Genomic DNA, 12,549 nt, shown 5'->3' with positions numbered 1-12,549 from the left:
CGCCGCTCGTCGCTCGCCCGCGGTCGGCCCGAGCGGGCGGTCGCGTTCCGCAGAGCGTCCCGCGTCCGCGCTACGCCGATCCGCTCGCACGCGGATCGCCGGTTATCGCTGAGCGGCGTCAGCCGTGGCTCGCTCCTCGCTCCGCTCGCCGCTCGCCGCTCGCCCGCGGTCGGCCCGAGCGGGCGGTCCCGTTCCGCAGAGCGTCTCGCGTCCGCGCTACGACGATCCGCTGGAAAGCGGATCGCTTGCTTCCGCTCCCACCGGGCTCCACACCAGGCCGCGATCGACGCGAGCGGGCGCACACCACCAGCAGGTGAAGCCTGCGCGGCCGCCACCACGATTCGCTGCAACGCGGGAAGCCCGTCCCCACTCCGTCGCGCTCGCGCGCGGCGCACGACCACTCCCCCGCATCAACAAAGGCGGATGCCCTCCCCCCGCAGTCGCGGCGGCGCCCCGCGCCGCTCGCGCTGCGTCCCCCGCCCCTCAGCCGAGGACCGGCGCTCGTCTCCCGGAGGGAGGCGGCGGATCGGGATCGCGGCCCCTCCGGCGTGGTGGGCGTAGGGGCCGCAGGCCCATCGGGCAGAGGGGCCGCGATCCCGATCCGCCGCCGGCCCCCACCAGACCCTTCAGCGCCGGTAGTTCGGCGCCTCCACCACCATCTGCACATCGTGCGGGTGCGACTCCTTCAGCCCGGCCGCCGTGATGCGCACGAACTTCCCGCGCTCCTTCAGCTCGGGGATGGTGCGCGCTCCGACGTAGAACATCGACTGGCGGAGCCCGCCGGCGAGCTGGTACGCCACGTTCGCGAGCGGGCCGCGATAGGGCACCTGGCCCTCGATGCCCTCGGCGATCAGCTTGTCGTCGGTGGGCACGTCGGACTGGAAGTAGCGGTCCTTCGAGTAGGAGGTCCGCTCGCCGCGGGTCTGCAGGGCGCCGAGGGAGCCCATCCCGCGGTAGGTCTTGAACTGCTTGCCGTTCTGGAACACGAGGTCGCCGGGGCTCTCCTCGCAGCCCGCGAGGAGCGAGCCGAGCATCACGGTGTCGGCGCCGGCGACGAGCGCCTTGGCGATGTCGCCGGAGTACTGGAGGCCGCCGTCGGCGATCACGGGGACGCCGGACTCGCGCGCGGCGAGGGACGCCTCGTAGACCGCGGTGACCTGCGGGACTCCGACGCCGGCGACGACGCGGGTGGTGCAGATCGAGCCGGGGCCGACGCCGACCTTGATGGCGTCGGCGCCCGCGTCGACGAGGGCCTGCGCCCCGGAGCGGGTCGCGACGTTGCCGCCGATGATGTCAACGCCGGCGAACGCGGAGTCGGACTTCAGGCGGCCGATGATGTCGAGCACGCCGGCGGAGTCGCCGTTGGCGGTGTCGACGACGATCACGTCGACGCCCGCGTCGAGCAGGGCGGTGGCGCGCTGCCAGGCGTCGCCGAAGAAGCCGATCGCGGCGCCGACCCGGAGGCGGCCCTCGTCGTCCTTCGTGGCGTTGGGGTACTGCTCCGACTTGTCGAAGTCCTTGACCGTGATGAGGCCGGCGAGCTTGCCCTGCGCGTCGACGAGCGGCAGCTTCTCGATCTTGTGCTGCGCGAAGAGGGCGATGACCTCGCTGTCGGGGATGCCGACGCGGCCCGTGATCAGGCCGGTGCTGGTCATCACGTCGCGGACGAGCGTGGTCGCCTTCTCGAACGGCGAGACGAAGCGCATGTCGCGGTTGGTGATGATGCCCACGAGCACGCCGGTGGAGTCGACGACGGGGAGGCCGCTGATCCGGTACTGGCCGCAGAGGTCGTCGACCTGGGCGACGGTGGCGTCCGGGGTGGTGGTGACGGGGTTCGAGACCATGCCCGACTCGCTCCGCTTCACCCGGTCGACCTGGTCGGCCTGGTCGGCGATGGAGAGGTTGCGGTGCAGGACGCCGAGGCCGCCCTGGCGGGCCATCGCGATCGCCATGCGCGCCTCGGTGACGGTGTCCATCGCCGCGGAGAGCAGCGGGGTCGCCACGCTGATGCGCTTGGTGAGACGGGAGGCCGTGTCGGCCTCGCTCGGGATGACGTCGGTGTGCCCTGGGAGGAGCATGACGTCGTCGTAGGTGAGTCCGAGGAATCCGAAGGGATCCGGCTGGTCCATCAATGCCCCTTAGCAGGTCGAGTGCGGGAGCCCGGAGAGGACGGGAGGAGTCCGCTCACGAGCGCCACGGTTGTTCGATCTTAAGCGCCGTGAGGCTCGCGGTATTCCTCGACGGCGCGGCCGCCGGGCCGCGGATGGGCGCTGGAGCGCTCTCCTCTCCCTCATAATGTCGTCACGCGTAAGTGCGGACGGTGAAACACCGCCGACATATGCGGAACGTATGGTCAACCAACGTTGTTTGACGACGGCGATTCGGGCGTGCCCGGAGACCCCATCCGTCTGTGCACCCTGACGAGAGGTAGACGTCTTGCTCACAGCCAGCCGTTCGATGCGCCGCCAGCGCTCGACGACCCTGCATCCGACGGACCGGGAGGCGCCCCGTGGATAGGAGACGCCCGAGGCTCCGAGACCGGCTCCTGGCCCTGGGTCTGCTCGCCGCGACCCTCACCGGGATCGCCGCGGCGGCCCCCGCCGCACTCGCCGCCACCACCGCCGACCAGTCGATCATCGCCTGGGTCCGCGTGCAGGGGACGAACGAGAACCTGACGGGGGTGACCGTCGAGATCGGAGGCGACGCCTCCGCGACCGTGACCACCGGCGAGGACGGCCGGGCCACGTTCCCCCTCGACGCCGCGGGCACCTACACGGTGACCGTCGACGAGGAGTCCCTGCCCGCCGACAAGGGCTACCCCGCCGCAGGTCAGAACCCGAAGCAGGCGAAGATCGTCGCCTCGCAGAACCAGATCGTCAACTTCATCGTCTCGACGGCCAACCCGAAGGGATCCGGAGCGACCGTCCCGGTCCCGACGGACTCCGCGGCTCCGACGAGCCCCGCGACCGAGGGCACGACCGGCAACGACGCGACGAACCCCGACGGGACGTCCAACGCGGTGAACCAGCCGGTGTCGGCCGACACGTTCTGGATCATCTTCTGGCCGAAGGTCGTCACCGGCCTGATCTTCGGGCTCCTGATCGCCCTCGCGGCGATCGGCGCCTCGCTGATCTACGGCGTGACCGGCCTGAACAACTTCGCCCACGGCGAGCTGGTCACCTTCGGCGCGCTGATGGCGTACCTCTTCTCCGGGGTCTTCGGACTCCCGGCGCTGCTGGCCATCCCGATCGCGGTGATCCTCGGCGGGGCCTTCGGCTTCGTCCAGGACGGACTGCTCTGGAAGCCGCTGCGGAAGAAGGGCATCCAGCTCATCCCGCTGATGATCGTGACGATCGGCCTCTCGCTGGCCCTGCGCTACGTGTTCGTCTTCTTCTTCGGAGCCGACCGCCTCTCGCTCCCCAACAGCACCGCTCCGTTCTTCACGGTGCCGGAGCTCGGGATCAGCCTGAAGTTCACCGACATCGTCGGCGCCGTCGTCGGCGTCGTCTGCATCGTCGCCGTGGCCTACGTCCTCACGAAGACGAAGATCGGCAAGGCGATGCGGGCGGTCTCGGACAACCGGGCCCTCGCCTCCGCCTCGGGCATCAACGTCGAGCGCGTCATCCGCGTCGTCTGGGTGATGTCGGGCGCTCTCGCCGCGCTGGCGGGGGTCTACATCGGCTACTACCAGTCGCTGCGCTGGGACACGGGAGCGTCGATCCTGCTGCTGATCTTCGCGGCGATCACGCTCGGCGGACTCGGCTCCGCCTACGGCGCGCTGGTCGGCTCGCTCATCATCGGACTGATGATGAACATCTCGACGATCTGGATCCCGGAGAACCTCAAGTACGTGGCTCCGCTCGTTCTCATGATCATCATCCTCCTGGTCAGGCCGCAGGGAATCCTGGGCCGCAAGGAACGGATCGGCTAGGACACCATGAACCTCAACTTCATCTGGCTGGCGATCGGGCAGATCGTCGATCCCACTGTCGCCGCGTACGCGCTGGCGACCATCGGCCTGGTCATCCACTTCGGATTCACGGGGCTGCTCAACTTCGGACAGGCCGGCTTCATGGCAGTGGGCGGCTACGCCTTCGCCATCACCTCGGTCAAGTTCGAATGGCCCGTCTGGGGCTCCTTCCTCGCGACGATCGTCGCGGCGACCGTCTTCGCGCTCATCCTGGGCATCCCGACGCTCCGGCTGCGGGCCGACTACCTCTCGATCGTGACGATCGCGGCGGCGGAGATCATCCGGCTCTCGGTCAAGACCCCCGAGTTCTCGGCGATCACCGGCGGCTCGGAGGGCATCAACGGCGCGGCGAAGGCGTTCAACGACCTCAACCCGCTCCCCGAGGGCCGCTGGGGCATCGGCGTCCTCACCTACAGCCAGGACCAGTGGTGGGTGCGGATCGTCGGCTGGGGCCTCGTGCTCCTGGCCTGCCTCCTGGTGTTCCTCCTGATGCGCAGCCCCTGGGGCCGCGTCATCAAGGGCATCCGCGAGGACGAGGACGCCGTGCGCTCGCTCGGCAAGAACGTCTTCTCGTACAAGATCCAGGCGCTCATCCTGGGCGGCGTGCTCGGAGGCCTCGCAGGAGCGCTGTTCATCCTCCCCCGCTCGCTCCAGCCCGACAACTACGGCACCCAGCTCACGTTCTTCCTCTACACGATCATGCTGCTGGGCGGCGCCGCGACGGTCTTCGGACCCGTCGTCGGCTCGATCATCTTCTGGGTCGTCCTCGGTCTGACCGACGGACTGCTCACGCTCGGGATCGACACCGGGGTCCTCAACAACGACCTCATCCGCCTCACCACCGTGCAGACCGGACCCATCCGGTTCATCGTGGTGGGGGTAGCCCTCATGCTCCTGGTGATCTTCAGACCCCAGGGGATCTTCGGCAAGAAGAAGGATCTGCACTTTGCCTAAGACGCCGGTCTCGGACATCACCGAGGAAGCAATCGTCCCCGGGGTCAGGAAGAAGGACCCCATCGTCGTCGCCGACAACGTCAGCCGCCGCTTCGGCGGCCTGACCGCGGTCGACGTCGAGCACCTCGAGATCCCCCGCGGATCCATCACCGCCCTGATCGGCCCGAACGGGGCCGGCAAGACCACGTTCTTCAACCTGCTGACGGGCTTCGACAAGCCCAACACCGGCAAGTGGAACTTCAAGGGCAAGAACCTCGCCAACGTCCCGGCCTACCGGGTGTCGCGGATGGGCATGGTGCGCACGTTCCAGCTCACCAAGGCGCTCGGCGGCATGACGGTGCTCGAGAACATGCTGCTCGGCGCGAAGGGGCAGAAGGGCGAGAACATCTTTACCTCGCTCATCCGCCCGCTGTGGTCGAAGGAGGAGGACTCGATCGAGCAGCGCGCGATCCGCCTGCTCGAGAAGTTCAAGCTGGACACCAAGCGGGACGACTACGCGTCGAGCCTGTCGGGCGGCCAGAAGAAGCTGCTCGAGATGGCGCGGGCGCTGATGTCGGAGCCCGAGCTCGTCATGCTCGACGAGCCGATGGCCGGCGTGAACCCGGCGCTGACGCAGTCGCTCCTGGGCCACATCGTGAACCTGAAGGACGAGGGCATGACCGTGCTCTTCGTCGAGCACGACATGCACATGGTCAACACGATCGCCGACTGGGTGATCGTGATGGCCGAGGGCAAGGTCGTCGCCGAGGGCCCGCCCTCGACCGTGATGAACGACCCGGCCGTCATCGACGCGTACCTGGGCGCGCACCACGACACCGACCTGGGCACGATCGAGGGCCAGCTCGAGATCGCCGAGGAGATGGACTCCGACCTCGTCCGCGAGGACGTGGAGCGGCAGGCGGAGCAGGCCGGCGTCCCGACGCCCGGCCACGACGCTCCGGCCGCCGGAACGGCGTCCCCGTCGGCCTCCGCGCCGACGAGCGTCGCCCCGACGACCGACGCCCCGGCCGTCGAATTCGAGAAGGACGAGAGATGACCGCCGACACGACGACTCCGAACACCCTCGAGACGCACGATCTGCACGCGGGCTACGTGCCGGGGGTCAACATCCTCAACGGCTCGAACGTCTACGTGAAGCGCGGCGAGCTCGTCGGGATCATCGGCCCGAACGGTGCAGGCAAGTCGACGCTGCTGAAGGCGATGTTCGGCCTGGTCAACATCCGCCAGGGCACCGTCCTGCTGAACGGCGAGGACATCACCGGCCTCAAGGCCGACAAGCTGGTGTCCAAGGGCGTGGGCTTCGTGCCGCAGAACAACAACGTCTTCCCGTCGCTCACCATCGAGGAGAACCTCGAGATGGGCATGTACCAGAAGCCGAAGCTGTACAAGGAGCGGCTCGAGTTCGTCACCGAGCTCTTCCCGGAGCTCAGCAAGCGGCTCAAGCAGCGCTCGGGGTCGCTCTCGGGCGGTGAGCGCCAGATGGTGGCGATGTCGCGGGCTCTGATGATGGACCCGTCGATGCTGCTGCTCGACGAGCCCAGCGCCGGCCTGTCCCCGATGCGGCAGGACGAGACCTTCGTCAACGTGCAGCGGATCAACCGCGCGGGCGTCTCGATCATGATCGTCGAGCAGAACGCGCGGCGGGCGCTGCAGATCTGCGACCGCGGCTACGTCCTCGACCAGGGCCGCGACGCCTACGAGGGCGCGGGCCGGGAGCTGATGAACGATCCGAAGGTCATCGAGCTCTACCTGGGCACGCTCGCGACGACCAACGAGGTCACCACGAGCACCCCGACCGTCGGCGGCTGACCCCCGCTGCGAAGGGCCCGTCGTCTCCGGACGGCGGGCCCTTCGTCGTTGCCGGGGCGCGGAGCGGGCGCGAGCGGGCCGAGGGGCCGGTGCGGCTCCGGGGCGGAGGCGGGGCCGCTCGCGCAGGGCGCCGGGCGGCTCGGAGACCACTCCGAGCAGGGCGGGAAGGCAGGCGGCTCGGTGCCCGGAGACGCGCCGGCACGGGGTGCCGCAGAAGGAAGGCGGGGGGCCGCTCTCCCGGCGCGGACAGGCCTTCACCGGTCTCTCCGCGATGCCCGCCGAACCCCCGGGAAGTCGGCGGAACGGCGGGCCGGACCCTCGGTCTCCTGTCCGCGGGACGAGGGCAGGACAGCGAGAGTCTCTCCGCACCAGCGACACCCACGAGGGGGACAGGATATCGCCCTGCCTGCCGTAGTTTTGGGGACACGGGACAGCCCTGCAGGGGGACGTCCCGCTCCCCTCTCCCCCGGTAGGGACCGCGATCGGCCGCCGATCTCCTCCCCTCCCCGCAGCGCCTCGAGCGCCGCGTCGTCCGCCTCGAAGGAGCCGACCATGAAGAGATACACCCCCGCCCCTGTGGAACTCGGAGCCGGCTTCGGCACCGGTGCGATCGGCGACTACGAGCGCTGGCGCGTCGTCGGCGTCTACGCCCAGGTCGTCATCGCCGAGACCACCGGCGGCAAGCGCCGCAACTACAGCCGTTCCTTCGTCACGTACCGCCTGGCGCAGGAGGCGGAGCTGCTCCGCGCCTCCTAGGCCCTCCGCACTCCACGAGCGCGCGTCCTCCCACTGGAGGGCGCGCGCTTCTGCGTTCCCGCTCGACGTCGTCGCTCCCGCCCGCGGTTCGGCAGGGCGCCACCTCGAGGCCGGGAGAGGCGCTCGGAGGCGCGTACAGGCCGTCAGAGCCGCTCCTCCTCCCGGGTGGCTCCTCGACGCCACGCCGGGCCCTGGACGCCGCGGAGCCGTCCGCCCGCACCCGACAGCGGCCACCCTCCCGGACGACCGCCGCGCCTCGCTGCGTCCGCACGACCGGCGCGTCTCCTGCTCTCCGCTCCGGGAACGGCGGAGGGGCCCGGTCCGAAGACCGAGCCCCTCAGGGATGCGGCAGGAGCCGCGTCACCGCGTCGTCAGTTCAGCGAACCCTCGACGGTCTCCTCGAAGGAGGTGGTGTTGCCCGTGCCGTACTTGTAGATCGAGACCGAGGCCTCGCTGGTGTCGCCGTTCTCGTCGAACGAGATCGGGCCGGAGAGGCCGTCGTAGTCGACGTCCTCGCCGTCGGCGATGAGCTTCGCGCAATCGGCGAAGGTCGTGCACTTGGTGCCGCCCTCCGAGACCGACATGAGGTTGTCGCGGATGGTCGCACCGTCCGTCGCCTTGCCCTGGAGCGCGGCGAGAGCGGTCAGGACCGTGGCGTCGTACGACTCCGGCGCGTAGCTGAACACGGTCAGCGCGTCGTTGCCCTGCGACTCGACGAGCGACTGCAGCTTGCCCTGGAAGTCCTCGGACGCCTGGACGCCCGGGTTGGTGAACTGGGCGCCGGCGATGTCGACGTTGGTGTCGGACTCGCCGATGACGCCGTAGTTGCCGTCCGTGCCGTAGAGCTTCGAGAAGTCGAAGCCCTTGGCCGAGAGCTGCTCCGCGATGGTCTTGATCTCGTCGAACGAGATGACGACCAGCGCGTCGGGGTTCGGGGCGAGGACCGAGGTCAGCGCCGAGTTGAAGTCGGTCGAGGCCGGCTCGAAGATCTCCTCCGCCGCGACGGATGCTCCGCCCGCCTCGAGGGTCTCCTTGATGTTCTTCTCGAGGCCGGTGCCGTACGCGTCGTTCATGTACAGGATCGAGACGTTGGTCTTGCCGTCGCCGAGGATCTTGTTGCCGAGGATGCGGCCCTGGAGCACGTCCGAGGGAGCGGTGCGCCAGTAGTAGCCGTCGTCGTCGTAGGTCGTGAAGTCCGGCGAGGTGTTGGCCGGCGAGATCTGGACGACGCCCGCCTGGGTCACCTGGTCGATGAAGGTCTTCGAGACGCCCGAGGACGCCGCGCCGATGATGGCGGAGACGTTGTCGGCGATGAGGGACGTGGCCGACTGCGTCGCGATGTCGGTCGTGGTGTCGCCCGAGTCCTTCTGCTCCACGTCGATCGTGATGCCGGCCTTGGCGTCGTTGATGTCGACGACCGCCTGGTCGACGCCCGCGATCTCGGGCGGGCCGAGGACGGCGAGGGTGCCGGTCTGCGGGAGGATCGTGCCGATCTTGAGGGACAGGTCGCCCGAGCCGCTGTCGCCGCTCGATCCGCTGTCGCCGCCGCCGGCGCAGCCGGCGAGGACGAGAGCGCTGGCGCCCAGAATGGCGACGCCGCCGAGGGTTGCCCGGAGGGACCGCGCGCGGGCCGAGCCGGCCTTCGCGTAAACGCCCATGTTGCTCCTTGAGAGGTGTGTGTCAGTGGGAGCGGCGCCGGTGGCAACCGCTCGGCCAACCTAACCTTCGAAGCAGCCGTGAACAATACAGGGGTGTTACCAATACGTTTCGCGACCGGATCGTTACCATTCCGCTGTCGCGCCGCGCCAGGACGACGCGTTCCGCAGATCAGACGGAGGATCGGCGCCGTCTGCGCTCCGCGGCGACGAGGTCGCCTGAGAAGATCGCCAGGGCGGCCCACACCAGCGCGAAGCCGATCCAGCGCTCGAGCGGCATCTCCTCGTGCAGGACGAAGGCCCCGACGAGGAACTGCAGGAACGGCGTCAGGTACTGCACGAAGCCGACGATCGACAGCGGGAGGCGCCGGGCGGCGCCCGCGAACAGGAGCAGCGGGACGGCCGTGACGATCCCGGCCGAGGCGAGGATGAGGGCGTGCCCCGTCCCCTCCGTCGTCAGGGTCAGCCCCACCGTGGAGCCGACGACCGCCAGCTGCACCACGGCGAGCGGCGTCAGCCAGAGCGTCTCGAGCGTCAGCCCGCCGACCGCGTCCACCGTGCCGCCGACGCGGCTCTTCACCAGGCCGTAGAGGCCGAACGAGAAGGCGAGGGCGAGCGAGATCCACGGGAAGGATCCGTAGCCCACCGCGATGACCAGCACCGCGACCGCGCTGACGCCCATCGCGGCCCACTGCAGGGGCCGGAGGCGCTCGCGCAGCACCAGGACGCCCAGCAGCACCGTGACCAGCGGGTTCATGAAGTAGCCCAGGGCCGCCTCGATGACGTGGCCCGTGGTCGTGGCGATCACGTAGACCTGCCAGTTGACGTAGATGAGCACGCCCGCGATCGCCATCACGCCGAGCAGGCGGGGGCGGCGCAGCAGCGCGCCGAAGGAGCGCCAGCCGCGGAGGACCGTGAGCAGGATCACGCAGAAGACGAGCGAGAAGAGCACCCGGAACGCGACGATCTCGAACGGCGAGGCCGGCGCCATCGCGATGAAGTAGAGGGGCATCGCACCCCAGAGCAGGTAGGCCGAGAACGCGAACAGCAGCCCCGTGCCGGACATCCCGCCCGGGCGTCCCGCCGCTCCGAGCGCCTCCACTCCTTCGCCGACGGGCACGTCCGAAGGGGACGGCGAGACGGACTCGGCAGGGGTGCGGGAGCTGGTCACTCCCCCGATGCTACGCAGCCGCGGGGTGGGGAGACGGCCCCGTAGCGGGCGGATCAGGCCACTGGCCGCGAGGAGGACCGGGAACGACGGAAGGGCCCGCCGACCGAGGTCGACGGGCCCTTCCGAGGGATGCTGCCTAGCGGACGACGACCGCGAGGACGTCGCGAGCGGAGAGGACCAGCAGGTCCTCGCCACCGAACTTGACCTCGGTTCCGCCGTACTTGGAGTAGATCACCTTGTCGCCGACGGCGACGTCGAGCGGCACGCGGTTGCCGTTGTCGTCGATGCGACCGGGTCCGACGGCGACGACCTCGCCCTCCTGCGGCTTCTCCTTGGCGGTATCGGGGATGACGAGACCGGAAGCGGTCACCTGCTCCGCCTCGACCTGCTTGATGACGATGCGATCTTCGAGCGGCTTGATGGACACCGACACGGTTGACCTCTTTCTTGACGACGATGTGGGCGGAACGCGGTTCTGGCACACACGCTCCGAGAGTGCTAGATCCATCGTAGGGGCTCCGCTGGCACTCGTGCAATCAGAGTGCCAAGCGGGGCGGCGGACCCGCCGGGAGGCCGTGGCCTACCATGGCCGGATGCGACGCGACGAGCTGGTCGAGCTCCTCTCCCCCGAGGGCCTCCGGCTCCTCGACTCCCTCGACGGCTACCGGTCCGACGACCTGGTGCGGGCCGTGGCACGCCTCCGGGCCGCCGGCCACTCCCCCGTCCTCGTCGCCGCGGTGCTCACCCAGGCGAGGCTCCGGCAGAAGGCGGAGGCGAAGTTCGGCGAGTTCGCCCGCTCGATGCTCTTCACGGACGCGGGACTCGAGCAGGCGACGCGGCTGCGCGTCGCCGCCCTGCACGCCGGCCGGTTCGCCGCGGCGGGAGCGGCGCGCGTCGCCGACCTCGGCAGCGGGATCGGCGGCGACGCCCTCGCGATGGCCGCGATCGACCTGGCGGTCACCGCCGTCGAGGCCGACGAGGTCACCGCGACCCTGGCCAGCTTCAACCTCGCCCCGTTCCCCGCGGCGAGCGCCGTGCACTCGACGGCCGAGGCCTTCGACCTCGACGGCTTCGACGCCGTCTACCTGGACCCGGCACGCCGCACGGCCGGCCACCGCGAGACCCGCCGGCTCGACGATCCGGACGACTACTCCCCCTCGCTCGACTTCGCGTTCGGCCTGGCCGAGCACCGTCCCGTGGGCGTGAAGGTGGGTCCCGGCTTCGACCGCGAGCGCCTGCCGCGGGACGCCGAGGCGCAGTGGGTCTCGGTCGACGGGGAGCTGGTCGAGACCGGGCTCTGGTTCGGTTCTCTGGCGCGCCCGGGCGTGCGCCGCTCCGCTCTGCTGCTCGGCGCGACCGGCTCCTCCGAGCTCACCGCGGCGGGCGACAGCGAGGACGAGGAGGTCGGCCCCCTCGGCGCGTTCGTGCACGAGCCGGACGGTTCCGCAATCCGCGCGCGCCTTCTAGGCGAGCTCGCGCGCTCCAGCGACTCGCGGATGCTCTCGCCCGGCATCGCCTACCTGACCGGCGACCATGCGGCCGCCTCGCCCTTCCTCCGCAGCTTCCGAGTCCTCGCCGAGCTGCCGCTGGACGAGCGCACGCTGGCGAAAGAGCTGCGCACCCGCGGCATCGGCGTGCTCGAGATCAAGAAGCGCGGGGTGGACGTCGACCCCGCCCGCTTCCGCAAGCGGCTGGGCCTCTCCGGCACCGGCAGCGCGGTGCTGATCCTGACGCGGATCGCCGGGCGCCACCGCGCGCTGCTCGCGGAGCGCGTCGAGCGGCCCGCGCCGGCTCAGTAGCCGGAGGTGCCGGCGGCGAGGGCGACCACGACGAAGACGAGGAAGACCGCCAGGTAGATCAGCGAGACGGCGATGCCGGCGAACCCGGTGATGATCGCGGTCAGCGCGAAGCCGCGCGCGGCCGGCTCGCGCCGGCGTCCGAGGAAGCCGAGCACGACGGCCGGAGCCGACAGCAGAAAGCCGAAACCGGCGGCGAAGAGCGTGATGACCAGGCCGACGATGCCGAGGATCATCCCGACGAGGCTCAGCGTGCGGGGGACGACGGGCGCCGGAGCGGCCGCGTAGGCGGCGGGGTGGCCGGGCGCCGAGGGGTACGCGGGCGCCGAGGGGTACGCGGGCGGCGGCGGCGGCGACCCGTAGGCCGGCGGTGCGGAGTCGGCGAGCGGCACCGACGGCTGCGACGCGGCCGAGGGCGGAGCGGGCGGGGCCGGGGGG

11 protein-coding genes are annotated in these 12,549 nt (G+C 70.3%); 6 read left to right on the top strand and 5 right to left on the bottom strand.

Going from position 1 to position 12,549, the window contains the following annotated elements; all coding sequences use genetic code 11:
* Positions 1 to 626: 626 nt before the first annotated feature.
* Positions 627 to 2,129, bottom strand: a complete 1,503-nt coding sequence (guaB, locus tag C5C35_RS14975; RefSeq protein ID WP_104263475.1) for an IMP dehydrogenase — start codon at positions 2,127 to 2,129, stop codon at positions 627 to 629.
* Positions 2,130 to 2,509: 380 nt separating this feature from the next.
* Here guaB and C5C35_RS14970 point away from each other — a divergent pair, with 380 nt between their 5' ends.
* From C5C35_RS14970 to C5C35_RS14950, 5 genes are all read left to right on the top strand, one after another.
* Positions 2,510 to 3,931, top strand: coding sequence for a branched-chain amino acid ABC transporter permease (locus tag C5C35_RS14970; protein WP_104263474.1), 1,422 nt, complete (start codon positions 2,510 to 2,512; stop codon positions 3,929 to 3,931).
* Between the two features lie 6 nt (positions 3,932 to 3,937).
* The gene (locus C5C35_RS14965; RefSeq protein ID WP_104224731.1) at positions 3,938 to 4,924 is read left to right on the top strand and encodes a branched-chain amino acid ABC transporter permease; all 987 of its coding nucleotides are present in this window, start codon (positions 3,938 to 3,940) and stop codon (positions 4,922 to 4,924) included.
* Positions 4,917 to 5,960: an ABC transporter ATP-binding protein gene (locus C5C35_RS14960; RefSeq protein WP_104224730.1), complete on the top strand. Its 1,044-nt coding sequence runs from the start codon at positions 4,917 to 4,919 to the stop codon at positions 5,958 to 5,960. The genes C5C35_RS14965 and C5C35_RS14960 overlap by 8 nt, the downstream gene beginning before the upstream one ends.
* Positions 5,957 to 6,733: an ABC transporter ATP-binding protein gene (locus C5C35_RS14955; protein WP_104224729.1), complete on the top strand. Its 777-nt coding sequence runs from the start codon at positions 5,957 to 5,959 to the stop codon at positions 6,731 to 6,733. The genes C5C35_RS14960 and C5C35_RS14955 overlap by 4 nt, the downstream gene beginning before the upstream one ends.
* Positions 6,734 to 7,285: 552 nt before the next feature.
* Positions 7,286 to 7,489 (top strand): hypothetical protein, encoded by a 204-nt coding sequence (locus tag C5C35_RS14950; protein ID WP_146076626.1) that lies wholly within the window; start codon positions 7,286 to 7,288, stop codon positions 7,487 to 7,489.
* Positions 7,490 to 7,860: 371 nt separating this feature from the next.
* Here C5C35_RS14950 and C5C35_RS14945 read toward each other — a convergent pair whose 3' ends face one another.
* The 3 genes from C5C35_RS14945 to groES form a co-directional block, all read right to left on the bottom strand.
* On the bottom strand, positions 7,861 to 9,147 hold the full coding sequence (locus C5C35_RS14945; RefSeq protein ID WP_104234163.1) for an ABC transporter substrate-binding protein: 1,287 nt from the start codon (positions 9,145 to 9,147) through the stop codon (positions 7,861 to 7,863).
* A gap of 169 nt (positions 9,148 to 9,316) precedes the next feature.
* Positions 9,317 to 10,210: an EamA family transporter RarD gene (gene rarD / locus C5C35_RS14940; RefSeq protein WP_104224726.1), complete on the bottom strand. Its 894-nt coding sequence runs from the start codon at positions 10,208 to 10,210 to the stop codon at positions 9,317 to 9,319.
* A 241-nt stretch (positions 10,211 to 10,451) separates the two neighbouring features.
* Complete coding sequence (groES, locus tag C5C35_RS14935) at positions 10,452 to 10,748, bottom strand: co-chaperone GroES (RefSeq protein WP_097167691.1); 297 nt, start codon at positions 10,746 to 10,748, stop codon at positions 10,452 to 10,454.
* 160 nt (positions 10,749 to 10,908) lie between these two features.
* On the opposite strand from groES, the gene C5C35_RS14930 reads away from it, so the two are divergent.
* Positions 10,909 to 12,114, top strand: a complete 1,206-nt coding sequence (locus tag C5C35_RS14930) for an SAM-dependent methyltransferase (RefSeq protein ID WP_104263473.1) — start codon at positions 10,909 to 10,911, stop codon at positions 12,112 to 12,114.
* On the opposite strand, the gene C5C35_RS14925 is transcribed toward C5C35_RS14930, so the two are convergent.
* Positions 12,108 to 12,549: hypothetical protein (locus tag C5C35_RS14925; RefSeq protein WP_308470972.1), on the bottom strand; the 442-nt coding region annotated here is incomplete at its 5' end. The genes C5C35_RS14930 and C5C35_RS14925 overlap by 7 nt on opposite strands.

Origin of the sequence: Rathayibacter sp. AY1F8 (assembly GCF_002932165.1) — a bacterium.
Classification (GTDB): domain Bacteria; phylum Actinomycetota; class Actinomycetes; order Actinomycetales; family Microbacteriaceae; genus Rathayibacter.
Note: the sequence above shows the minus strand (reverse complement) of the source record. Positions and strands in the feature narration are given on the sequence as shown.

Coding starts and splice junctions, on each gene's coding strand:
- guaB (WP_104263475.1), bottom strand. CDS start 2,129: ATGGACCAGCCGGATCCCTTCGGATTCCTCGGACTCACCTACGACGAC.
- C5C35_RS14965 (WP_104224731.1), top strand. CDS start 3,938: ATGAACCTCAACTTCATCTGGCTGGCGATCGGGCAGATCGTCGATCCC.
- C5C35_RS14955 (WP_104224729.1), top strand. CDS start 5,957: ATGACCGCCGACACGACGACTCCGAACACCCTCGAGACGCACGATCTG.
- C5C35_RS14950 (WP_146076626.1), top strand. CDS start 7,286: ATGAAGAGATACACCCCCGCCCCTGTGGAACTCGGAGCCGGCTTCGGC.
- C5C35_RS14945 (WP_104234163.1), bottom strand. CDS start 9,147: ATGGGCGTTTACGCGAAGGCCGGCTCGGCCCGCGCGCGGTCCCTCCGG.
- rarD (WP_104224726.1), bottom strand. CDS start 10,210: ATGTCCGGCACGGGGCTGCTGTTCGCGTTCTCGGCCTACCTGCTCTGG.
- C5C35_RS14930 (WP_104263473.1), top strand. CDS start 10,909: ATGCGACGCGACGAGCTGGTCGAGCTCCTCTCCCCCGAGGGCCTCCGG.